The organism is Longirhabdus pacifica (genome assembly GCF_004115085.1).
In the GTDB taxonomy this organism is placed as follows: Bacteria; Bacillota; Bacilli; order Paenibacillales; family DSM-105158; genus Longirhabdus; species Longirhabdus pacifica.
In genome coordinates, this window is record NZ_QXJP01000004.1 from 138,212 (window position 1) to 163,296 (window position 25,085).

24 protein-coding genes are annotated in these 25,085 nt (G+C 36.9%); 7 read left to right on the forward strand and 17 right to left on the reverse strand.

The genetic code is table 11. The features are described from left to right. Position 1: 1 nt before the first annotated feature. Positions 2–1,171 carry a D-alanyl-D-alanine carboxypeptidase family protein gene (locus D1Z92_RS04635; RefSeq protein WP_370741219.1) on the reverse strand — a complete coding sequence of 390 codons (1,170 nt, stop codon included), beginning with the start codon at positions 1,169–1,171 and terminating at the stop codon, positions 2–4. Positions 1,172–1,369: 198 nt separating this feature from the next. Between D1Z92_RS04635 and D1Z92_RS04640 the strand changes: the two genes are divergently transcribed. Further along, positions 1,370–1,924, forward strand: coding sequence for a pyridoxamine 5'-phosphate oxidase family protein (locus D1Z92_RS04640; RefSeq protein ID WP_164931452.1), 555 nt, complete (start codon positions 1,370–1,372; stop codon positions 1,922–1,924). A 259-nt stretch (positions 1,925–2,183) separates the two neighbouring features. Here D1Z92_RS04640 and D1Z92_RS04645 read toward each other — a convergent pair whose 3' ends face one another. Next, the gene (locus D1Z92_RS04645; RefSeq protein WP_128894495.1) at positions 2,184–2,669 is read right to left on the reverse strand and encodes a staygreen family protein; all 486 of its coding nucleotides are present in this window, start codon (positions 2,667–2,669) and stop codon (positions 2,184–2,186) included. A gap of 524 nt (positions 2,670–3,193) precedes the next feature. Between D1Z92_RS04645 and D1Z92_RS04650 the strand changes: the two genes are divergently transcribed. The 6 genes from D1Z92_RS04650 to D1Z92_RS04675 all read left to right on the forward strand — a co-directional run bounded on the left by D1Z92_RS04650 (position 3,194) and on the right by D1Z92_RS04675 (position 8,954). Next, on the forward strand, positions 3,194–3,406 hold the full coding sequence (locus D1Z92_RS04650) for a hypothetical protein (protein WP_128894496.1): 213 nt from the start codon (positions 3,194–3,196) through the stop codon (positions 3,404–3,406). A gap of 445 nt (positions 3,407–3,851) precedes the next feature. Beyond that, positions 3,852–4,091 carry a zinc ribbon domain-containing protein gene (locus D1Z92_RS04655; RefSeq protein ID WP_128894497.1) on the forward strand — a complete coding sequence of 80 codons (240 nt, stop codon included), beginning with the start codon at positions 3,852–3,854 and terminating at the stop codon, positions 4,089–4,091. 312 nt (positions 4,092–4,403) lie between these two features. Next, positions 4,404–5,444, forward strand: a complete 1,041-nt coding sequence (locus D1Z92_RS04660; RefSeq protein ID WP_164931453.1) for a M23 family metallopeptidase — start codon at positions 4,404–4,406, stop codon at positions 5,442–5,444. Positions 5,445–5,662: 218 nt separating this feature from the next. After that, positions 5,663–6,649, forward strand: coding sequence for a DUF4062 domain-containing protein (locus D1Z92_RS04665; RefSeq protein WP_128894499.1), 987 nt, complete (start codon positions 5,663–5,665; stop codon positions 6,647–6,649). A gap of 440 nt (positions 6,650–7,089) precedes the next feature. Further along, positions 7,090–7,944, forward strand: a complete 855-nt coding sequence (locus D1Z92_RS04670) for a hypothetical protein (RefSeq protein ID WP_128894500.1) — start codon at positions 7,090–7,092, stop codon at positions 7,942–7,944. Between the two features lie 149 nt (positions 7,945–8,093). Further along, entirely contained in the window at positions 8,094–8,954 is an 861-nt protein-coding gene (locus D1Z92_RS04675; RefSeq protein WP_128894501.1) for a hypothetical protein, read from the forward strand. A 783-nt stretch (positions 8,955–9,737) separates the two neighbouring features. Here the strand turns inward: D1Z92_RS04675 and D1Z92_RS04680 are convergent. The 15 genes from D1Z92_RS04680 to D1Z92_RS04750 form a co-directional block, all read right to left on the reverse strand. Then, complete coding sequence (locus D1Z92_RS04680; RefSeq protein WP_128894502.1) at positions 9,738–10,340, reverse strand: TetR/AcrR family transcriptional regulator; 603 nt, start codon at positions 10,338–10,340, stop codon at positions 9,738–9,740. Between the two features lie 17 nt (positions 10,341–10,357). Continuing rightward, entirely contained in the window at positions 10,358–11,161 is an 804-nt protein-coding gene (locus tag D1Z92_RS04685; RefSeq protein WP_128894503.1) for an ABC transporter permease subunit, read from the reverse strand. Further along, on the reverse strand, positions 11,158–12,057 hold the full coding sequence (locus tag D1Z92_RS04690) for an ABC transporter ATP-binding protein (protein WP_128894504.1): 900 nt from the start codon (positions 12,055–12,057) through the stop codon (positions 11,158–11,160). Before D1Z92_RS04690 ends, D1Z92_RS04685 begins: the two co-directional genes overlap by 4 nt. A 258-nt stretch (positions 12,058–12,315) precedes the next feature. Further along, the gene (locus tag D1Z92_RS04695) at positions 12,316–13,617 is read right to left on the reverse strand and encodes a pyrimidine-nucleoside phosphorylase (RefSeq protein WP_128894505.1); all 1,302 of its coding nucleotides are present in this window, start codon (positions 13,615–13,617) and stop codon (positions 12,316–12,318) included. Between the two features lie 34 nt (positions 13,618–13,651). Next, the gene (locus tag D1Z92_RS04700; protein ID WP_128894572.1) at positions 13,652–14,467 is read right to left on the reverse strand and encodes a purine-nucleoside phosphorylase; all 816 of its coding nucleotides are present in this window, start codon (positions 14,465–14,467) and stop codon (positions 13,652–13,654) included. 29 nt (positions 14,468–14,496) lie between these two features. Beyond that, positions 14,497–15,669 (reverse strand): phosphopentomutase, encoded by a 1,173-nt coding sequence (gene deoB / locus D1Z92_RS04705; protein ID WP_128894506.1) that lies wholly within the window; start codon positions 15,667–15,669, stop codon positions 14,497–14,499. Between the two features lie 25 nt (positions 15,670–15,694). Then, the gene (xerD, locus tag D1Z92_RS04710; RefSeq protein ID WP_128894507.1) at positions 15,695–16,591 is read right to left on the reverse strand and encodes a site-specific tyrosine recombinase XerD; all 897 of its coding nucleotides are present in this window, start codon (positions 16,589–16,591) and stop codon (positions 15,695–15,697) included. Positions 16,592–16,775: 184 nt separating this feature from the next. Beyond that, positions 16,776–17,015, reverse strand: coding sequence for a DUF4227 family protein (locus D1Z92_RS04715; protein ID WP_128894508.1), 240 nt, complete (start codon positions 17,013–17,015; stop codon positions 16,776–16,778). 159 nt (positions 17,016–17,174) lie between these two features. Then, positions 17,175–18,284: an alanine dehydrogenase gene (gene ald, locus D1Z92_RS04720; protein ID WP_128894509.1), complete on the reverse strand. Its 1,110-nt coding sequence runs from the start codon at positions 18,282–18,284 to the stop codon at positions 17,175–17,177. Between the two features lie 396 nt (positions 18,285–18,680). Continuing rightward, on the reverse strand, positions 18,681–19,142 hold the full coding sequence (fur, locus tag D1Z92_RS04725; RefSeq protein ID WP_128894510.1) for a ferric iron uptake transcriptional regulator: 462 nt from the start codon (positions 19,140–19,142) through the stop codon (positions 18,681–18,683). A gap of 165 nt (positions 19,143–19,307) precedes the next feature. Continuing rightward, on the reverse strand, positions 19,308–20,549 hold the full coding sequence (locus D1Z92_RS04730) for an MFS transporter (RefSeq protein ID WP_128894511.1): 1,242 nt from the start codon (positions 20,547–20,549) through the stop codon (positions 19,308–19,310). Positions 20,550–20,875: 326 nt separating this feature from the next. After that, positions 20,876–21,511 (reverse strand): stage II sporulation protein M, encoded by a 636-nt coding sequence (gene spoIIM, locus D1Z92_RS04735; protein ID WP_128894512.1) that lies wholly within the window; start codon positions 21,509–21,511, stop codon positions 20,876–20,878. Between the two features lie 337 nt (positions 21,512–21,848). Then, entirely contained in the window at positions 21,849–23,021 is a 1,173-nt protein-coding gene (locus D1Z92_RS04740; RefSeq protein ID WP_240666570.1) for an endonuclease Q family protein, read from the reverse strand. Further along, entirely contained in the window at positions 23,018–23,578 is a 561-nt protein-coding gene (locus D1Z92_RS04745) for an NUDIX hydrolase (protein WP_240666571.1), read from the reverse strand. Before D1Z92_RS04745 ends, D1Z92_RS04740 begins: the two co-directional genes overlap by 4 nt. A 315-nt stretch (positions 23,579–23,893) precedes the next feature. Next, positions 23,894–25,045, reverse strand: coding sequence for a DUF3866 family protein (locus D1Z92_RS04750; protein WP_128894515.1), 1,152 nt, complete (start codon positions 25,043–25,045; stop codon positions 23,894–23,896). Positions 25,046–25,085: the final 40 nt, after the last annotated feature.

Genomic DNA, 25,085 nt, shown 5'->3' on the forward strand with positions numbered 1-25,085 from the left:
ACTATAGTGTGACCATTTTCGTTAGTGATCGTTTGAATAACTCCCACCACGATGCTCTTTTCATATGAATAGAACTTTCAATATCAAATTCATGTAATATTTCATCGTCCATCGTGACAACCAGCTTGCCTATACGTTGTCCTACTTGTAACGGTAATTGAATTTCATCTAGTTCCAATGCATGCTTAATTTCATCAGAAGGTGTACCTTTCTTAATAACAACCCGATAAGGTTGATCTGCAACTAATGACAGTGTCTTAGGAGACGCTTTATCTACGGTAATGGAATCCATCACGTCACCTTTGTCATATATAGCGTAACTTTCAAATTGCGAGAATGCATAATCAAACAATTTACTTACTTCCGCGTTTCTCGTCTTCGTATTTGGCTCTCCTAATACGACAGAAATGACGCGAAAATCATCTTTTTTTGCTGTGGCAGATAAACAAAATTTAGCTTCACTCGTATACCCCGTTTTCAATCCATCTACACCAGGGTAAAAACGAACTAGTTTATTTGTATTGACCAACCAAAAGGGCTTCTTTTCATCTTTACGTAAGTAATCTTCATACTTCCCTGTGTAGTTCGTGATGTTTTCGTACTTCAACAGTTCTTTGGACATAATAGCAATATCATATGCAGTACTATAATGATCTGGTGCAGGTAAACCGTTTGTATTGGCGAACCTCGTATTTTCCAATTTTAATTGTTTAACTTTATTATTCATCATCTCTACAAACAATTCCTCGGAGCCAGCTACTTTTTCAGCAAGTGCGACCGTTGCATCATTTCCTGACGCCATCGCTACTCCTTTCAGCAAATCTTCCACACTCATTTCTTCTCCTTGTTCCAAGAAAATTTGTGAGCCTCCCATGGAAGCAGCATATTCACTTGTCCGTACCATTTCATCCAGTTTTAATTTGCCTTTATCTATGGCCTCCATAATCAGTAACATAGACATAATTTTCGTAATACTGGCTGGTGGTAGACGTTTATGCGCATTTTTCTCGTACAATATTTTACCTGAGGATGCATCGATAGATATGGCCGACATTGCATTTGGAGTAATTTCAACATTGGATTTATCTTTCTCTTCTTCTGCCGATACGTAGGGCGCAAATGAAATAGAAAACATCGTTATTAGCATTACACTTACTATCAAACGCTTCAACATAATACATAATCCCTCCCTAGTGATCATGAAAACAACATACAACTCTTGTCCATAGTTTTGACTAAGAGAAGCAAATATATTCCTAGGTATAGATAATTTATACCTCTGGTCGTCTTTGAGCATACACGAGGAAAGATGTTATACTGGATCATGGAAATAGTATTTACAGTTTATATGTTGAAGGAGAGTGATACCATGGCAAGCTACTTTCATCAACTTGAAGATAAACACATACAATTTATTCATGAACAACACATGTTCTTTGTAGCGACAGCACCTACTGGAGATGGAAGAATCAACCTTTCTCCTAAAGGGTATGACTGCCTCAAAATTATGGATCATCATCATATCGGCTACATGGATTACAGTGGAAGTGGAAACGAAACAGCCAATCACATTTCAGAAAATAAAAAAATAACATTCATGTGGTGTAGCTATACCGCTAAACCACTCATCTTACGCGTATACGGTTACGGCAAAGTCCTACACAAAGGTACAGATACTTTTATTTCGTGGACAAATAAGTATTTTCCTAACACACCTCCAGAAAGGTTGCGTCAAGTCATTACATGTGAAATAGAAGCGGTGCAAACAAGTTGTGGTTATGCCGTACCGATTTATGACTTTGTAGAAGAGAGAAAAACATTAGACATATGGACCGACAACAAATTGAAAACAGATGCTCTAGACAAATACAACGAAAAGAACGCCATCCCTTTTGATGAAAAATTTCCTATACTCAACAAATAGCTTGAAAATAGTGATGTATGATTTTAACCCCTCATATCATCTTCAGCGATTTGTTAAGGGTATCATGACAAAATGAATGAAAAATGCCCATCCTAATCACAAGCCAGCAGAGAGGGCGCATTCATTTACCCTCTCAAACCATCCCTTCACATGCTATCCAACCTTTTCTTGCAAATCCAACTGATAGAATGAGCAAACTATTTAATGATGTTCAGCAACCGATAACATTCCGTGACACCGCATGTATGGTGTTAATATTTCACTTACTAACACTACGTGCACTATGATTTAAAACATTATAATCTTTAAATTTTCCCCAACACTGTACACCGTGGTACTCCGGATAGACTGATTGAAAATGCATACATATTGTAGCTTCATCCAACTGAGGATATAAGTCGAATAAATGCTGATCACCATAACGTATTGCTGTTAATGCTAGCGGAAGCTCTCTTCTAAAAACGTCATATCTTATTTTTGACACTTCTTTATTAAACTCACCACCCGATACATACACATAACCGTGGAAAAACAAACACCCTTTCTTCATCACCCAGTAACCTAGCACTTCATCGCGCATTTGTGCATCAATTTGCTCTGTACGATAAGTAGGGCCGATATCTAGAAATAATTCACCCGTTTCATCAGAATGCGTTAACGTATAGTATCTTTGAAAAACGGGCTTATCTTTAGTTACTCCATTAAAATATGTGACTGACAATTTGTTAGGATCAAAAGTACTCAAATGTATCATCCTTTCTATTGTTCATTTGAGTTATACTATTCGCGCCTAATTTCATATGCTATCTTTTTGTGGATATAACCTGGATGACGGGATGTCGCTCGCAGTGAAGTGAGGAAGGACGCTTACGCTTGCTTCGATGGAACTGGCGAAAACATAGATGAGCTGCCGAAGCATATGTTGGTCGCCAGTTTGTCTCCATCTTCACACTCTCCAGCTTTGTATCGCGTCAAAGTGTCTTATCCATGCTATATCCACTTGCCAAGGTGAAAAGCATTGTGGGATATAACCTGGATGACGGGATGACACTCGCAGTGAAGTGAGGAAGGACGCTTACGCTTGTTTCGATGGAACTGGCGAAAACATAGATGAGCTGCCGAAGCATATGTTGGACGCCAGTTTGTCTCCATCTTCACACTCTCCAGCTTTGTATCGCGTCAAAGCGTCTTATCCATGCTATATCCACTTGCCAAGGTGAAAAGCATTGTGGGATATAACCTGGATGACGGGATGACACTCGCAGTGAAGTGAGGAAGGACGCTTACGCTTGTTTCGATGGAACTGGCGAAAACAAAGCATTAGCTGCCGAAGCATATGTTGGTCGCCAGTTTGTCTCCATCTCCACACTCTTCAGCTTTGTTTCGCGTCAAAGCCTCTTATCCATCCTATATCCACTTGCCATGGTGAAAAGCATTGTGGGATATAACCTGGATGACGGGATGACACTCGCAGTGAAGTGAGGAAGAACGCTTACGCTTGTTACGATGGAACTGGCGAAACATAGATGAGCTGCCGAAGCATATGTTGGTCGCCAGTTTGTCTCCATCTTCACACTCTCCAGCTTTGTATCGCGTCAAAGCGTCTTATCCATCCTATATCCACTTGCCAAGGTGAAAAGCATTGTGGGATATAACCTGGATGACGGGATGACACTCGCAGTGAAGTGAGGAAGGACGCTTACGCTTGTTACGATGGAACTGGCGAAAACAAAGCATATACTGCCGAAGCATATGTTGGTCGCCAGTTTGTCTCCATCTTCACACTCTCCAGCTTTGTATCGCGTCAAAGCGTCTTATCCATCCTATATCCACCAGACTATATCTTTTTTGTTGCAACTTTATACCATCTCTTACGTATTAAGTAACTAGAACAGCTCATTAAAGAGCATCAATAGGAGTGAAGAAGATGAACGTACAAGATGCTATAGAAAGTAAATTTGTGTGCAGTAAATGCCAGGGAACATCATGTCAATCCAAAGAATTATCCATGACAGGAACAGGATTAAGTAAAATGTTTGACATTCAATACAATCGTTTTTTGTTTGTTTCCTGTACCAATTGTGGATATGTCGAGGTTTACAATTCAAAAATATTAGATGGAAAAGGAGGAGAACTAGGGAACGTCCTCGATGTGTTATTTGGATAAATGAGATGTAAAATTGGGCTATATTACTCACTAAACATGCACAACAAAATATACATTCTAAAGTAATTGGTATGCTCCTTCTTTACAGGAGGAACATATCAATCCTTTCACTACTACAAACCTTTGCTCCAATTTCAACCTATGACTATACATAAATAAATGATTTAGTAAAAAATCAGCAACGAACTAAGATTTTGGGAAAATTAAAAAATACTTCGATGCTGCACTTTACTTCATTTCAACACATGACCTATAGCAATGAGCACATTAAGTGTGATACCAAAAGCAACTAAATCTGAGGAGGAACACAGGATGAAATTAAAATTAACATTATGGATACTAGCATTTTCAATGGTTTTAGCCGCATGTAATGATACCGTGTCAGAAAGCGATCAAAATAACATGGAACAAGGAAATAGCACTAGCGAACAAAGTAATACGGAAGAAGAAAGTACAAATATGAATCAAAAGGATATGGACGAAGACAAAGAGATGGAATTAATTTTACCAGAGCAATTAGCCAACGTATTTTTAGCAAAAGAGTTTGAAAGGATATATGAGCAAATGAGTGAAAGCTTTCAAAAAGACGTTTCTCTGCAAGATTTAGAACAAGTCGCGCTACCCTTTAACGAAGGGGTAGAGGCGTATGAACTTTATAGCAACTATCCTGAACAAGGTTTATATCGTTACATTTGGATGGATGGTACAAAAACAAAAGCTATTGTTGCTTACTTGGACGAAGAACATATCATTCATGGTTTATTATTAGAGCCATTAACTCCTCACCCAGAAACAGATGAAAAATACACTACCACATCCTTTAAACTTCCATTTAACGAAGAATGGTATGTTGGTTGGGGGGGAACGAATGTATTAGATAACTATCATTACGAATTAGAGGTTCAACGTTATGCTTATGATTTAGTTATTGTGAAAGACGACATGACTTATGAAGGTGACGGTTCTAAAAATGAAGACTACTATGCATTTGGGAAAGACATTATTGCTCCAGCAGCAGGCACAGTCGTTGCTATAGAAAATACTATTCCAGACAATATTCCTGGCGAGATGAATGAAGAACAACTTTTAGGAAATTATGTCATTATAGATCACGGCAACGATGAGTACAGCTATTATGTTCACTTAAAACAAAATTCTGTTGTTGTTCAAGTTGGGGATGTTGTGAATACGGGTGACTTATTAGGACAATGTGGCAATTCAGGAAATTCATCTGAAGCACATCTTCACTTGCAAGTTTCAGACAGTGCTACTATTGAAGAAGGTACATCCATTCGTATGCAATTAGCAGATTTCGAAGACTTAGTACATGGACAGTTTGTTCAAAATCCATAACACTTACAAATACATGTAGACCAAACAATACAATACTTCTAAGAACGCTACATGCAAGATGTCTTTTCTAGGACCTAGGGATTTTGCCCTTGACGGTATCGCTCAAAAAAGAAAAATTAGAGATAAATAATCGCTTTTCTCTTTTGATTCATGTCTAAATTAGAGCTGCTAGAAGAGGTGATACGATAAAAACAACACAAACGAAAGGAAAACAACCGATGCAAAAAAAACTACAAGTCTTTATCTCCTCCACCTACACCGACCTGAAAAGCGAACGCCAAACCGCAGTACAAGCCGTACTCAACGCTGGTCATATCCCTGCAGGAATGGAACTATTTAAATCCGGAGATCAAAGTCAAAAAGAAACCATCCAAAAATGGATAAATGAATCAGATATATACCTTCTCATTCTAGGAGGAAGATACGGCAGCATCGACGAAGAAAGTGGAAAAAGCTATACCCATTGGGAATACGACTATGCTCTAGAAAAAAGCAAACCCCACTTTGCCATCGTCATTAAAGAAGAAGAACTCGAAAAAAGAATAAAAGAACACGGACTAGCCGTCACCGAACAAGCCTTACAACCTAAATACGAAGCTTTTAGGAAACAAGTACTAAGCAAAATAATCAAATTCTTCACCGACGAAAAAGACATCAAAATAGCCATTCTAGAATCCCTAAAAGAACACGAACAAAACGAAGACCTAAAAGGATGGATCTCTGGCCAAGAAATACAAAACCAAACCCAACTACTCAGTGAAAACTACGAACTACTAAAACAAAATAAAGAACTACTAAAACAACTAAGCACAATGCAACAGGCAGAAAAAACTGAAGAATATCAAAACATACTAAACAAACTTGAAAATTATTATCATGTTGAACTTCCCGAAGACATTATAGACAAACTTAAATCTATAGGTGAAATCGAACAAGATAACCCAGAAATTATAATAAATAGCCTTACTCTATTTCATCTATACCAACAAAGATTAATTATAGGAATACACACAAAAAAAATAGATAAGGAAACATACTATTTAATCATGAACTTAATTCCTAATCTTATGAAATATGACTTAGTAAGAAAAATAAAACTTCCAGAAGGAAAACAGCGTTTTGAAATGACAGAAAAAGGATTGAAATTCCTGATATTTTACGAAGAGGAAAAAGCAAATCATCTTGTTTCCCATGAACAATCCTAACATACCTAATAACTAAACCTAATTCACTTGCTGAAATAGGTTTAGCTACTTGATCCTAAAAACATCACCTTATATCAAACCCACACTCTTTTTCTAAAAAAGCAACGATCTCGTTAAAATCATGAAAAAAACAATCACACCTCATGCTTTTTTCGGCAACACACTCTGCCACAACCTACTTCCAACCTTCCTTATACGCACCCTTCATCTCTTGCAAACTATCATAAAAATCATCAACCCCCTCTCTAATGTTTTTTTATAGAGACTTAACTTCATTGTATTCATCTTTTATACTAACTCCGAGATGAGATGATTAATGGTAATTTAGTTATTTTTAAATATTATTGTTGAATATTACTATAAAAATCAATATAATTGGTTTATATTGTATAATTCTTTTGCCGGAAAAGGATATATCACCAAAAATAGGAGGAATAGAAATGATAAATAGAAACTTAAAAATAGCAATTTTAATGACAATATTTTCACTATTTTTAATTACACCCGTTCTCGCATCAGATGAAAATAATGATAATTTAGTATTTCCTTTTCTAAATCTGGAAAATGCAACAGAAGAAATGATAGATGATTACTTGATTAGAATGGGTTTTGAGAAAAAAGAAATTGAAGTAATGTCAACACAATTAAAAGCTGACATTGCAAAAAGAGGTGGTAAGAAAGTAGAGTTAACTAAGATAAGTTCTGAAATTGCTACTTATGATGAGTTTGGTAGAAAAATGGATTATAATTCAACTTTGTCATCCACACCTTCTGTTTTTAATACAAGTAGTTCTTCAAGTAGCGATAATTTCACTTTGTGGGCATATGTGTCTAAAAATGAAGATGAAAGTAATTCTTCAGAAAATAGCTATAGCGTTTGGGTTTATTATAAGTGGAGTAGCACTCCATTGAATTATTATACTGATAAATTAGCCCTTGCTTGGCAGAATAAAGCTACTCCATACGGCGATCCTGGTGGATTTGGTGCTAAAGGAACAAAATTTGGCGATCAATTAATTGATGTTGAAAATTGGGACCTTCCAGTAGATAAGGAACAAATGCAAGGTAATTCTTGGAAGGTTGATGTGAAAGGAAGTTTAGTACTTGAACAGTGGGGACAAGGTTATCAAGAAATTAGAGTACCTACTGAGTATGAAGATACAACTGGTTCAATTCAGGTTGGATATGGACATAAAATACTTCCAGGAAGTGTTTCAGTAACCATAGGTTACGCAAGTATTTCATTCGGATCGGGAACAATATCATATAATGACGTGTACAATTTTACCTACTAATTAAACAGTAGATTACTTTGTTTACTACTCTTTTCATTAAATTTAAATTTTATTTACTTATTTATTATTAGCATTAAGCATTAGTGCAGTAGATACTTCTTTTACCGGCAAAGAGGATATACATGACTTTTAAAATAGGAGGAATAGAAATGATAAATAGAAACTTAAAAATAGCAATTTTAATGACAATATTTTCACTATTTTTAATTACACCCGTTCTCGCATCAGATGAAAATAATGATAATTTAGTATTTCCTTTTCTAAATCTGGAAAATGCAACAGAAGAAATGATAGATGATTACTTGATTAAAATGGGTTTTGAGAAAAAAGAAATTGAAGTAATGTCAACACAATTAAAAGCTGACATTGCAAAAAAAGGTGGTAAGAAAGTAGAGTTATCTAAGACAAGCTCAGAAGTTGTTACTTATGATCAATTTGGTAGAAAAATGGATTATAATTCATCTTTGTCATCCACACCTTCTGTTTTTAATTCAAGTAGTTCTTCAAGTAGCGATATCTTCAGTTTGTGGGCATATGTATCAAAAAATGAAGATGAAAGTAATTCTTCAGAAAATAGCTATAGCGTTTGGGTTTATTATAAGTGGAGTGAAAGTCCATTCAATTTTTATACTGATAAATTAGCCGTTGCTTGGCAGAGTAAAGCTGGTCCATACGGCGATCCTAGTGGATTTGGTAATACTCAACTTGTACTCGATTGCTGTGAACACCCACCAGAAAGTTGGGATTTACCAGTAGATAAGCAAGAATTAGAAGGAACTTCATGGAAGGTAGACGTGAAGGCAGGTGGACCTGACGTTGAACAGTGGGGACAAGGTTATATGGAAATCAGAGTTCCTACAAAATATGAAGGAACAACTGGTGCACTTGAGGTTGGTTATGCGCATAGATTAGGTCCAGGAAGTATTACGGTTACTTTAAACTACGGGGATGTTTCATTTACACCAGTTTTAACAGAAGTATACGAGGACAGATACAATTTTACTTATTAAGTGTTATAATGGTAATGGATATTATGATCCATTACCATTATTTATTTTGCAATAAATAGATAATAGATAAAAAAGGGAATTAATTGTTTTATGTATTTATGATCAGGGGGAGGTTGTGTTAATTGATATTTTTTTATATTTTTATGGCATTAATTTTAAATTATTTTTTTGCCTGGTTATTTAGTATTTATGACTTGTATTTCTTTGAAACTGAAATGGTTTTGATTTATCAATCGATTACTATAGGAATATTATTAGCTATCTACTTTGAAATAAAGAAGAATTGAAGCATATAATTCTCATACATCGACCTAAACAAAATCATTACAATCCACCATTTCTCCCACCTGGATATAATCATCTTGCAAAACCACCGGAGGGCTCATATCTCTTTTAAAAGATATGAGCGAAATAGTCCAGTTAATACAACTAAATACAAAAAAAATATTCACTACTGTAAACTATCTATATACTCAAAACAACAAAACCAAGCCTGTCTCTTTTCTCTTTTAACTCTTGGAATCTTTTAACTCTTACCCTCTTCTCACGCTCTTACACCCTCGAATCTCTCCCTCCATAAACAAACAAAGTATGTAAATAAAATCAACATGTTAATGATATAAACCTCTTTTTGCATACGCTTCGTGTTGTTTAAACTTTGTTAAAATCTTCGTTCTAAAAAGACGCTAAATAGCTATATTAAATCACAAAGGAAAAAAGAAGCCATGATTGAGATTAAAATCTTTCTCAACCATGGCTTTTTATAAATAACTAACTTCGTACTTACATGTTCTTTGAAATTTTATCGTTCTTAATTTCATCTGGTGCCATGATGCCGTAGCAAAATATCGTCATAAACTGTTGGCCTATCGCATGAAGGTCCATTCCCGCTTCAAAGTTATTAGGATTAGAAAAAAACGTCTTCAAGCTTACCAACCAAAGTGTAATGACATGTGGGGAAATGTCTTTACGAATTTTCCCTTGTTTTTGCCCTTGAAAAATCATTTCTTCAAACATTGGAAGAATGCTCTCTTTTTGCAGTTGAATCAGCTCTAAACTAAGTTCAGGATACAAATGAATCAGCTCTTCAATGAATGCATTGGGCAACTGTTCACTTGCTTGTTGTTGCATCGCCGTAACGTCACTTAAAAACTGCAATGGATCATCTTTCGTTTTTTCAAACATGATATCCAACTCTTTTTGATAACGGTCCATGATGTGATACAACACTTCCTTTGTCAATCGTTCCTTACTTTCAAAATATTTATATAATGTCATCTTAGAAACGGGCACGGCTTGTGCAATATCGTCCATTTTTGTTTGTGCAATGCCTTGTGTTATAAATAACTGCTCTGCTGTCTGTATCATTTGCTGCTTTTTTTGCAATGTTGTTCCCCCTTCATCTAAGATTGAATATCCTGCTTTCTCAGTACCATATTCCCTATGATGATGCCTACAATATATATACTTAGTGTGATGATAACACCAGTGATGGCAAACTCCGATTCTAATACGATTTTCGCAGTATCAAATGCGGAGATTAAACTTACATATGCCATCCATTGGAGATTCTCATGCAAATTAGATATAACATCCAATACATACGTTAAAAGTGCAATACCTACGCCAATAGATGTTGCCGCTCTTTCCGATGACAGTAATGAAGTAGTGCTGTAACCTATGCCCATAAAAGCTAAACATATAAAATAAAGTGAGGTCATGACAAGAAAAACCGCACGAACAGAGATGGTATCCATTGTAACGAAGCCAATAACTATAACGATAACAGTAGAAAGCAAATAAATGCTAGTAAGCTGTATAAAATGCGCTGCGGCTTTAGATAAAAATATTTGTGAGCGACGATAGGGCAGCGTAAATAAGAACTCACTACTTTGTCTATCCTTCTCTTTTGCAATGGAAGCACATGCCCATATTGCTGCAAACGAACCGAGTAACAATATATTAAATATATATGGTTCTGTACCTAAAAATCCAGCAAAAGAGTTCATCATTTCAAAATTTGAAAAGCCTACCGCTTCAAGTAAACCAGCGGGCATCGTCTCCAAAATATCTACCAATTCTCCATTTCCAATATAGGAAGCTGTGATGCTAGCAAACATGACATTGAGTAAAATAAAGATTACACCCGTAATGATGGTGCCTCTTCGATTTAATTGCAGTTCATGAAGAATGAGATTCAGATTCATGCTTTCACACCCTCCTCATAATATTGCATAAATAACTGCTCTAAAGTTGGTTTGTGAATAGAAATGTCTTTAATGGGGTGGTTAGAAACATGTCGTAAAAATACGTGCATGTCACCTTTCACCATAAAGTGATGCATGCCATTGTCATACTCTACATTGCCATTCCACTCTTGCATCTCATATTTTTGTATTAAGTCTCCACTCTCTTTAAAATAAACTTCTACCGCTTGCACTTGATTTTCCATCATGTCATTCACTTGCGCTGTACGGATAATCTCGCCATTTCGTATCATGGCTACTCTGTCACATACTTTCTCCACTTCCGATAACACATGCGTAGAAAAAAAGATCGTCATCCCTTCCTTATTGAGCTGCTGTAATAAATCGAAAAAGGAATGCTGTACTAACGGATCAAGTCCCGATGTTGGTTCATCTAAAATTAGTAGTTGTGGATGGTGTAATAAGCTCAATAGTATGCCTAGCTTTTTTCGATTCCCCATCGAATACGCTTTCACTTTCTTGTTCATATCGAATTGCAACGTTTCCGCATATTCAAACACCTTTGTTTCTTTCAAAGACAACCCGAACGATCTCGCAGAAAATTCTAATATTTTTTTCGCTGACATATCTTTATATAGTTGAATCTCAGAAGGTAAGTAGCCTATTTTTTTACGTAATTCATGTTGTTGTCCTGTAATATGTTGCCCTAACACTTCAATTCTTCCTGATGATGGATACATTAACTGCATTAACATACGGATTGTTGTAGACTTTCCCGCACCGTTGGGTCCAATAAAACCAAATATCTCACCTTGTTTGATTTGCAAATTGATATGAGAAACCCCACGATGTTTTCCGTAAAACTTGGTTAAATCAGTGGTGACTATAGCGTTCATCCCACCAACCTCCATCTATACTTTTATATATTACAAGTATAATTATAATCCTAAAAAAGGTAATTTTCAAGTTTAATTATACTCAAAAATTATAAAAGTACACTTTTTGTTGCGAAACTACAAGATAATAAAAAGAATACAACAAAAAACTAGTGGCAACGTATTACGTGTACCACTAGTCCATGATGATAAATACCACAAAATCATAAGGTTAAACACACTAGACTTTCAGTGCGAAATGGAAATTAACGAATAGCGTTATTGAATCACAGCGTGAACATATGTTGTCACTTCTGGCTGCTGCTCCTCAATAGTATAAGCTTGCTTTGCTTTATTTATCGCATCGACCATTTGTTCTTGATTGGAATGCAGTACACATAAGGAGTCTCCACGTTTTACTGCATCGCCTACTTTTTTATGCAATGTAATGCCAGCTGCGTAGTCAATATTATCTTCTTTCGTTTGACGTCCCGCTCCTAACAACATCGCAGACAAGCCGATTTCTTCTGCGTGAATCGCTGTGACATAACCATCAGCTTCTGCTTTTACTTCTTGATGGTACTTCGCTTGCGGCAGCAATGACGTATCATCCACGATAGCTGCATTTCCACCTTGCGCTTCTACGAACTGCTTCATCGTGTCTAAAGCTTTACCGGAATGAATGATGTCTTCCATCGCTTCATAAGCTTCTTCATAGTTGGCATAAATACCACCTAGTACAGCCATGTGAGAGGAGATGGTCAATGCCAGAATGCGTAAATCTTCTGGACCTTTGCCTTTTAACACGTCTATCGCTTCTTCTACTTCGTTGGCGTTACCTACTTCTAGGCCTAACGGTTGGTTCATATCCGTAATAACGGCTACCGTATTACGTCCTACATTTTTACCAATGCGAACCATTTCTGAAGCAAGTGCTTTTGCATCCTCAATATGTTTCATGAATGCACCTTTGCCTACTTTCACATCGAGCACAATCGCATCTGCACCGGAAGCAATTTTTTTACTCATAATGGAGCTTGCAATGAGCGGAATGGATTCCACTGTTGCTGTTACGTCTCTTAGTGCATACATTTTTTTATCTGCTGGCGTCAAGTTTCCAGATTGTCCAACCAATGCTATTTTATACTGGTTCACATTTTCAATGAACTGTTCTTTGCTCATTTCAATTTGAAACCCTGGAATACTTTCCAATTTATCTACTGTACCGCCTGTATGACCCAGTCCTCTTCCGCTCATTTTAGCTACGGGCACTCCGACAGCAGCGACCATGGGAGCGACAATTAAACTAATTTTATCTCCTACTCCACCAGTAGAATGTTTGTCTACTTTCGTACCGTTGATGTCTGACAAATCTATGGTATCACCAGAGTTTGTCATTGCCATCGTGAGATCCGCTACTTCCTGTTCTTGCATGCCTTGAAAGCACACAGCCATTAATAATGCAGACATTTGGTAGTCTGGTATGCTTCCTGCTGTATATCCTTCAATAACAAAATTAATTTCGTCTGACGACAGTACATGTCCTTCTCTTTTTTTATGTATTAAGTCGACCATTCTCATGTTGTTTGCTCCCCCTTAGATGGTTGAAATAGCATTACATTTTCGGTAATACTTTTAATACTAATGTTTTGAATTTTTCTTTGACTTGTTCTGTTGTTTCCATCACTTCTTCGTGAGAAAGTGGTTGATCTAGTATTCCAGCAGCCATGTTACTAATGCAGGAAATGCCCAACACCTTCATTCCAGCATGATTAGCCACGATCACTTCCGTAACGGTAGACATTCCGACAGCGCTGCCACCAAAAGTGCGCAACATGCGTATTTCAGCTGGCGTTTCATAGCTTGGTCCAAGCAACCCTACATATACACCTTGTTGTAGTTCAATACCTTCTTCTTTGGCCGTTTGTAATGCAGCTTGTTGAAGGTCTCTGTTATATGCTTGTGACATGTCGGGGAAACGAGCTCCTAGTGCGTCATCATTTTTTCCGATTAATGGATTTCTGAATGTAAGATTCAAATGATCCGTAATCAACATTAAGTCGCCCGCTGAAAATGATTCATCAATTCCACCTGCTGCGTTGGTAACAATTAGCGATTCTACACCTAGCTGCTTCATGACACGTACAGGGAATGTGACGATTTGTGGGTCATAGCCTTCATACATATGAAAGCGTCCCTTCATCATGATGACTTCTTTTCCAGATAATTGTCCTATCACCATCTCCCCAGCATGTCCCACTACGGTTGACGTTGGAAAGTGAGGAATTTCATCATAAGCAATGACTTTCGGGTTTTCAATAAGTTCCGCTAATACACCTAAACCAGAACCTAAGATTAATCCTATTTTGGGCTGACTTGAAATCTTCCCCTTAATCGCTTCAGCTGCTTCCTGTATATGTTTACTGTTCATTTCCATTGTTCATCCCTCCACTATTTGTATTACTTTATTTCACCTAAAAAGCTAGACCCATTCTCAGGTAATGTGACCTTAAAGTTGTCTGCAATGGTCACACCTAAGTCAGAAAACGTTTCCTTAATTCCGATGCTGCCATTGCCAATTTTCGGATTCCAAATTAATAGTGGTACGTATTCTCTCGTGTGATCCGTTCCGTGATGAACAGGATCATTTCCGTGGTCTGCTGTAATAATAAGCAGATCTTCTTCACCAATTTGCGCTTGAATTTCTGGCAAGTATTGATCGAACTCTTCCAATGCTTTTCCGTAACCCTCTGGATCTCTGCGATGACCGAACAAAGCGTCAAAATCCACTAAATTAGTAAAAGCGAGTCCTGTAAACGGTTGCTTTAGTACCTCGATTGTTTTTAAAATACCGTCTAAATTACTTTTTGTTGAAGTCGTTTGTGTAATACCTTCGCCTGAGAAAATATCGTTGATTTTACCGACAGCTATGGAGTCGTATCCACCGTCTTTCAAAAAATTAAGTGTTGTCGGTTTAGGTGGCTTAAGCGCGTAGTCGTGACGGTTCGGTGTTCTTTTAAAATCACCTGGCTCTCCAACATACGGTCTTGCAATTACTCTTCCGACAGCATAAGGTTCATCTAATGTTAGTTCACGCGCAATTTTACAAGCCTCATATAACTCTTCTAACGGGATAACATCTTCATGCGCCGCAATTTGGAATACACTATCCGCAGATGTGTACACAATCCAAGCGCCCGTTTTCATTTGTTCTTCCCCTAATTCATCTAATATCTCCGTACCAGATGCTGGTTTGTTTCCAATGACTTTACGTCCTGTTCTCTCTTCAAATTGTTGAATCAGTTCATCAGGAAAGCCATTTGGAAATGTGTTGTAAGCGATCGGAACTTTCACACCCATAATTTCAAAATGACCTGTCATCGTGTCCTTACCGGCCGATACTTCCTGCATTTTACCATAGTATCCAGTAGGGTTGTCCACTGGAGGAATACCAGCAATATCTGTTATATTTCCTAGACCGAGTGCACGCATGTGAGGCACATTCAAATCTTTCATGTTCTCTGCGATATGACCTAATGTGTGTGCACCTTCGTCATTAAATTTTGGTGCATCTGGTTGCTCACCAATCCCCACACTATCTAGTACGATCAAGGCGATTCGTTTGAACTTCATGTTAGTACATCCTCTCTTATGTCCGTTATTTTTTTGCTCTTGGATGAGTTTGATCATAAATTTCTTTCATTCTCACTTTGGAAACATGCGTATAAATTTGCGTTGTAGATATGTCTGCATGACCAAGCATCTCTTGTACTGATCTTAAATCTGCTCCATTCTCCAGCAAATGCGTGGCGAACGAATGGCGAAGGGTATGTGGTGTAATCTCTTTTTGAATACCTAGCTGATCACTATATTTTTTAAGTATTTTCCAAAAGCCCTGCCTAGTCAGTTTGTTTCCTAATCGATTCAAAAAAAGTGCAGTTTCCCTTTTATTCTGTTTTAATAGATCATGTCTGGTTGTAGATAAATATAGTTCTAATTGATCTATAGCCGTTTTGCCTAGGGGAATGATTCTTTCTTTCGAACCCTTCCCCATACATCGAACGAAGCCCATGCTTAAATTTAAGTTTTCCGTTTTCAGATCAATTAATTCAGAAACTCGCATTCCTGTTGCATACAACAGCTCAAACATGGCTTTATCGCGAACTCCAAAAGCAGTGGATAAATCCGGAGATGTTAATATTTGCTCCACTTCATCTAAACTTAATGTTTTCGGTAATCGCATTTCATTTTTTGGCATTTGTATATGTCTAGCAGGATCATGCTTGACATGATGCTCCCTGACAAGAAATTGGTAAAAAGAGCGAATCGACACGATAGAACGTGAAATCGTCGATGACGCTCTGCCTAATGAACGCAAATGAAGTAAATACTTCGTAATATGGGCATGTTGCGTATCATTGATGGAAGTTACCCCATTTTGCTCAAGAAAATGTATAAATTGCGTGATATCTAACTCATAGGAGGCTAATGTATTGTTACTTAGTCCTCTTTCAACAAAGCAATAATGAATAAAAGCTTGTAAATGATGTTTCATAGACACATTTCCCTTCCTTATATCCTATAAAACACCATTCCATATGTTTTGTCAAAATCCTTCTTCTAAACAACTTATTAAAGCTATACATAAGTTAGAGAAATCTTTATACCATAACCTTTACGCATGGCTACTTCGGCATATATTTGGTTATGATTCTTTATTTTATTTAGCATGAACATCGCTATGGCCCATACCAATAAAACAACCGTAATTGATCTAACACTGTGGTACTATTTTTTTCATTTTTCGTGGTTGTTGATACTTCGATCGCATTCGGTACAGGTAATGTGCCGTTATGCATTGGGTTTAGTCTGTCCATCATAAAAACATGAAGATGAGCAACCAAATACGTAAGCATGACAAATAAACATAAAAACAAAAAACGCTTAAGTGTTTTTTTGATAGGAATAAATATCGTCATCTACATTCCTCCAAGCATTACTTCGTTCAATCAGAAAAAAGCATCCAATATACATGTATGATACTGGTCAATAAATATGCTTACAGATGCTTAAGATGCTTGTAAGAGTTTATGTGCTTGTGGGTGTAAATGGTATAGGGTATTTATTGTTATGCGAAATCAAACTTGCAAACGCTCATATGGCAGCTGTAACGATTGTGCAACAGGTTCGTAGGTTAACTGACCATTCCATGTGTTTACTCCATGGTACAAGCTCTCATTGTTTTTCACTGCATGCTCAAAACCATGTTGAACAAGTTCCATCACATAAGGCAGTGTGACGTTCGTTAGTGCAAAAGTAGAAGTACGTGGAACCGCGCCAGGAATATTCGCTACAGCATAATGAATGACATCATGCTTTACAAACACAGGATCACTATGGGTAGTCACCCTATCAATCGTTTCAAAGATGCCTCCTTGATCAATGGCTACATCCACAACAACCGAACCTTTTTTCATTTGTGCAATCATAGATTCTTTCACTAATCTTGGTGCTTTGGCTCCAGGGATAAGGACTGCTCCGATGACTAAGTCTGCTTGCTTCAAGGCTTCTGTAATATGAAATTCGTTGGACATTAATGTCTCCACTCTACCTTGAAAAATATCGTCCAAATATCTCATCCTATCTGTACTTCGCTCAATCATTGTAACATGTGCACCAAGTCCTATTGCCATTTTAGCAGCGTTTGTTCCCACAATGCCTCCACCAATGATCACTACTTTTCCTGGGGATACTCCGGGTACACCGCCTAGTAATGTGCCGCTTCCACCATAATATTTTTCTAAAAATTGTGCACCAATTTGCACTGACATTCTGCCAGCCACTTCACTCATTGGAGTGAGAAGAGGTAAGGAACCGTTAGCTGATTGTATCGTTTCATAAGCAATGGCCGTTACATTTTTCTCCATTAATGCTTTTGTCAATTGCTTTTCTGCGGCAAGATGAAGATATGTAAACAAAAGCTGATTTTTTCTGAAATAAGGATATTCGCTAACTTGAGGTTCTTTTACTTTCAAGATCATTTCAGCATGTTGCCACACTTCCTCAGCCGTACTGATTATCGTTGCACCTTGTAATATGTAATCATGATCAGAAAATCCACTGCCCTCCCCAGCAGATTTTTCTACCATCACTTTATGACCTGCTTGTACGATAGCATTCACTCCTGCAGGAGTAAGCGAAACACGATGTTCATTACTTTTAATTTCTTTGGGTACACCTACTATCATGATGAAAACCTCCATAACGTTTATTGAATGCATAACAATGTAATCCTGCAATATATACAAATACTTTGCTTACTATACTTAAAGCATGGATGAGCCTAAACGTAATCGCTTTCAAAAGTAAGGCTTAACGGCTTTAAGCTCACTAAATAAGATGTAGGAACTTCTACATCTGATAGATAAGTTGAATGAACTTACTTATTACCGCTATACATAAGATGAAGAAACTACATACATCATCTTTACGCCTGGGTACTGAGGCGTAAACTTATATCTCATTATTTCTTCATCTGTTTTATATATATATTGATTATTTTAAGGATTTTACGTTAAACACTCAAATGAATTGGGATTAAAAATACTCTTGCGCTTTATTATAATAAAGTACAAGAGTATTTTTTATTCTTCCTCTGATTTATCTTTGCCTGCTTTACATCTATGACATATGCCTTGAAAATCAAGACGATGATCTACTACAGTAAATTGAAATTCTCGTTCTAATCTTTCTTCTAAAGGAAGTAACCAATCTTCCATAATTTCGTCTACAGCACCACACTGTACACAAATAAGATGATGGTGATGATGTTTGCTGGAGTCTCCACGCAAATCATATCTTGCTACTCCATCACCAAAATTCATTTTCTCCACTACATGTAAATCTGAAAGCAATTCCAACGTACGATAAACCGTTGCAAGTCCGATTTCCGGAGCTTTTTCTTTTACTAACATAAAAACATCTTCTGCGCTGAGGTGGTCTTCTTCATTTTCAAGCAGCACACGCACAGTTGCTTCCCGCTGTGGAGTTAACTTATACCCTTTGCCGTGTAGCTCTTGTTTTATTTTCTCAATGCGTGATTCCATTTCGCTCCCCCTAATCTCACAACAACGTCAAAAAATGCTGTAGATTTGCCATGTATAACTCTATTATATGAGTAGAAGATGGGTAAAGTCAACTTTTTTAGAATGATTATAAATAACACTCCAATCCACCACAGAAACCAACCACAAAACGTTTAAATACAATCATTATGTAAATCTAGAAATCCTAGCTTTGAAAGCTACAAACAGCATAGAAAGTGTAATGGAAGCTGATACAAGAAACATATATTTTACGTTAACCCATTCCCCAATTCCACCAACTAATAAATACGCTATTGGCATAGCTAAATTGGAAAGCATGAGTGTCGTTCCAGATACTCTTCCTAACAAATGATTTGGCGTTGTTTCCTGTCTTATCGTCATAAAATGAATGTTAACGATGGAAACCGATGAGCCCATTAAAAATGTACCACATGCTAATATTATATAATTAGGGGCTAAAAAATAAATAATTTGTGATGTGAATGATATGGTCATCATAAAGAGCATGACTTGTCCCCTATTAAATTTTTCTTTCGTTTTTCTTGCCAGTAAAGAGCCTAGTAACGCTCCAATTCCCGTCACAGATTGAACTAATCCTACTTGTCCGATCTCTGCTTCTAAATTATCTATTACATTAAATATAAAAACAGCACCGGTCGTTGATTGGGAAATATTTAATCCCAGTATAATGAGCGTAAGTGTCCATAATGTTTTATTAGAGGTAAGCTCGTGCCACCCTTCTTTTATATCTTTTACAAAACTTTTCTTTTCCTTTTTTTCAGGCTGCTCCTCCTTCTCTATTGAATCTAACTGGAGCAAGGTAACAAAAGTAAAAAGAAGAACTAAACCTATAATGCAAATAATAAAACCTTGCTCATATCCTATTAAGGCAACTATACTCAGCACGACAGCAGGGCCAGCAATACGGAAAATACTCATAATCATCATCTGAAGTGAATTTGCTTCTGTTAATTCATCTTTGGCCACAATTTGAGGAATAATAGAATGATATGTATTATTGAACATATTACTAAACAAAAAAACAAAAAAACCAACAACATAAATCATCCAAATCGTAATAAAACTTTGATACATACCGACGACAATGAACGTGATACAAAGCACTTGCAATGCAATAGATAACAATAAAATCATTTTTCGATTATATCGATCTATAATGACCCCGATAACCAAACCTAGTAAAATAGGTGGAATCATTTCTATCGCTCTCATCGTACTCATGGCAAATGGAGAATTTGTCATTTCATATATTACAAAAGGAAGTACATAAATAAAAAAATAAAAAGTATAGTGACCTATGGAGTTTCCTAAAAAAACATATAGAAAATTTCGGTTAGTCAGTATATGATACATAGGTTTTGCTTTTTGTTCTGTTTTCGTTTCCAATCATCTGCCTCCTTTTCTCTTTTATTTAAACTTTCTTCATCACCACCTTTACGCCTGGCTACTGATGCTTAAAACTGTGCTCCATCATTTCTATTAGTAAGTTGAATGAATTTATCCAGACAACTTATTAACGCTAACCATAAGATGGAGAAATTTTCACATTAGAAACATTCTATACCAATATCATGCAATATCTCAATAGTTTCTACAAAAAAGTACAAAATGTTACATAAGTATGAAAAATAATCATTTTAACCTTTTATCATTAAATTTCACTATTGTTATACTTACATTTATTTATTAAGTTATTTATATATCCTTAATCATTAACTTTTGATCATGACACTAATCCACTCCGTCAAGACTGGAGTAAGGAATACTTCAAGTAAAGCAACGACAAAGAGACAGGAAGCAAAAAGTAGATACGTCATGGAGTAAAGTAGCAATGGTTGGCTAGGAGATGACTTTCGATTCATAACAAGGCTTCGAAAAAGTGAGAGAGAAAAAGTAACAGCCAATACACTACCTAAAATGATAATTGGTATGACAACTAGATTTTGTGGGATAACCGTAACAAGTGCGAATGCAATTCCTTTCCAAGAAAGTTGTTCCATTAAAAAACCGAAAGAGAACCCTACTAAAATTCCTTTTAAAAAATTAACGATAAAAATAAGAGGAAACCCTATAACGGAAATACCTAATACATAAATAAGGACAATCCATGTGATATGAGAAGAGAACACGTGCATAAAAGAAGGAGAGTACCCTGTTGCTGCTTCCCCTGTTAAAACATTTTGCATAAAAGTTGCAAAATCAGACATCAGCGCATTCTCTTGCTCTAGTGAAAGAGATTGAACCATCAGTGCTCCAAAAATAGCTCCCATTAAAAATAGCACGCATATAAAAATAGTAATTGGCATTTGACTAGTCCATATTTGCTTTAACTGCTTGAGTAATTGCATTATCCCATTCCTCCCATTGTTCTACTATACTATTAATATATGAACAGAAAGAGAAACTATTACTACAAGTTTTGCGAAGCAAAACTACTTCGTAAGCAAAGAGGATAAAAAGCTAAGCTCGCTTAGCTGGATCCGGACTACAAGTTTTGCAACGCAAAACTACTTCGTAAGGATGAGAAAAAAAAGTGAAATCTTATTTCACTGATTTCGGACTACAAGTTTTGCTTCGCAAAACTACTTCGGAAGGATGAGAAAAAAAGTGAAATCTTATTTCTACAAGTTTTGCGAAGCAAAACTACTTCGTAAGGATGAGGACTACAAGTTTTGCAAAGCAAAACTACCCTTTTATCCTCCCGAATACTCCGCCGCCACCTTCGTTAACATCAAGCAGTCCTTTTCTAGCTTTTACAATATTGCTAGCTATGTCTTGCTTCACACATTCAGCTAATTTTTCATATGGAACACGATGAATGATATTCATTTCCGTGCCAAAATGATCTAGCAACTTTTCCAAAGTTTTTGAACCTACTCCTGGTATAAATGATAATGGTATATGTTGAAAATAAGGAGGGTGATGACTAGCAATCTTAGGCTCCTTACGATCAGCTATCTTCAAAATACGATCCTTTACCCCACATACGATATGCTGACGGTGACATGTAGGACAGCCATCCGTAATACCTTCTTCTCCAGTGAAGACAGTTCCACAACTTCTGCAGCACGTTCGATAGTACTTGCCTAGTTTAGGATTCAATCCATAATTTGCTGTTACCTTCCTTCCATCTTCTCTTTTGACACTTTTAACCCACTCTTGAAAATTAGCTTCCTTCAGTTGCAATTCATTATATTCTCTACCGATTTTACCTACAGAATGTGCATCAGAATTACTTAGAAAAGTTACATCATCGAGTTCAGACAAATAAGAAGCCATTGTCGTATCTGCGCTCAGACCAAGTTCAACAGCGTGAATATGTTTCATATCAAAAAGCTTTTGCATTTCATCGGTACCGCTTCCATATACACTCTTAAACGGAGTGAAAATATGTGCGGGAATAAACATGCCTCCCACATCTACTATTTCTTGCTGGAGTTGTTTAGACGGCATGTACACCCGCTGTGAACTGAGATGCACGTTGGTCACATGAGAACGAAGCATGGTAGTAAACTGCTGTATTGTCTTCAAGTCTGGAAAGTATGCCAATACATGTACGGGACCCATGCCCGGTTCCTTCACTTCCATTTCACAACCTAGCAATAATGTCGTATTACGAAAGCGAATGCCACCACCTGCAAGCTCATGCATCTCCCCTCTATTTATATAACTTTGCAACTCCGCTTGTACCCCCGGGGAATGACAATCAATGATCCCGATGATGTCCATCCCTTTGCGGTCCGAAGCTTCCTCTAGAATATTAAAAAGGGTAAGCTGCTTGCTTCCTGTTATTTTTACCGCTTGTCCCTTCTCGGTTACACCGATGTGAATGTGAAGATCAGCAAAATAACGGTTCATGTTAAGGTGCCTGTTAATATGTATTTCTCCCATGCATAAACGGCAAAAATGGTTTTAGCATCTTGAATGTCTCCATCTGCGATATATTGTTTCGCCTGCTGCAATGTAATTTGATCACAATCTAGAAACTCATCATCGTCCAAATCCATCTCTCCGCTTAGGACTTCATCCGTAAAGTACACATATATTTTTTCATCGGCAAAACCAGGCGAAGTATAAAATGAACTAATCAACGTCAACGATTGTGCGATAAATCCTGTTTCTTCTTCTAACTCCCTTTTTGCCGCCTTTTCCAATGCTTCTCCTGGATCAATCTTTCCTGCTGGAATTTCGATAATGCTTCGCTCTAATGCCTTACGGTATTGGTGAACGACGAGCATTTTATTATCTACAATAGCAAGCACAGCGACTGCACCAGGATGTTTTACTACTTCTCTTATCGATGTATTTCCGTTTGGCAACGATACATGTTCCAGTTGCAACGAAATAACCTTTCCATCATATATCGGTTCAATTTGCGTTGTTTTCTCTTCATATTTGTTTTTGCGCTCATCCATTTTCATTCTCTCCTTAACGGTAGTCATATTTTTTAGTGTTATTCATATACTCATTATAGTCATAGAGCGGACAATTGTCGCTGAGAAACTAAAGTCTGAAAAATGTAGAATAAGCATGCGTTACTGCATTTTTATTTCATCATGATCCTAAGCAAGGTGAAAATGGGAATAATAAATGAAAATGGACTTAAAACCTTAAAAATGGAGGGAATACAATGATTAAAGTTCAATCCAAAAAAACGTTGTATCTAGTAGGAAAGTCCTGGCAAATTAAAGCTTATTTTAATCAATTAGTACGGACAAGCTCCCCTCATGTTAAGCTTTCCCAAGTATTAGATCCAAACCGTACTGAGCAGCAGCAGCGACTGCAGCAAAAAAAATAGGATCATCTTGATACGTTCTACCCATTGACGTTAGCGTCTTCGGATAATGCTCTATAGCTTGCAGCAGCTCATTTCCTGCTACTTCCATCCATTTTATGTGATGCAAAGGCATTAAAGCGTGGTCACTTAATTGTTGTCGCACGTACTGTGCTTTTTCCTGGTTCTGAATGTTCGGCATAGGGATAACGGCTTTTCTTAATGCTATCTCACTCATACTGTGTAAAACATGATGGCTTATTCCATAGTGTCTTGACCTACCATCAGCAAAACTCATGCGAGGAATAACAATAGGCGTTCCCCCCAAAATTGAAACAGCATTGACCAGTTCTCCTGTTTCTATTCCACTATAACCATATTTTGTCCCTGTCCCAACACATCCGGGTCCCATGCAGCATATGATGATGTCTGCTTTACATATTACTTTTGCTGCCATAAGCGCAGTAAATTTATTTACTGTCTCCATATCCCCACCATATGCGTGACCGTATGTAATCGTATGGTTAACATATCCCAGTTGTTTTAAAGTCGCTACATGATCACTAAGCGAAAGCGGAAGCGCACCTCCATCAGACATGATATAGGCTATTTTAACATTTCTACTTGTTTTGGATTCCTGCTTTTTTAACCAGCAACATGCAATCGGCAACATACTATGTAATTCACCAATTAAAACTGGCATACGATTTAAATCTGTCTTCTCTTTTAACATCGCGTGATAGGGGCTATCCTGCTCTTCTGCAGTAAGTACACTTTGTTGATAAGGGGTATATCGCATTTTCATAATATGACCTAAATGCTTTTGTAAAAGTGGAGCGTCACATTCCTCTTTTTCATTTCTATCTTCTTTCTTATGTATCTGCACGTCTTTAACGACATGCATTACAAAATGATGGCCTCCGCTGCCAAGTTTTAATTTTTCTGCTGTCGTATTTAACACGACGTCGTCATCTATCTTTAACTTCCCAAATGTATCACTATAATGCAATGCAGTATGTACACCACTCTTCATCGTTACTTCTACTGTTTGGAGACCCTCACGTTCCGCTATAATGCCTGTAACTTTACCATATTCCATATGTAACATATGTCTACTCCCTTTATTTACATACGATAATCACCTTAAT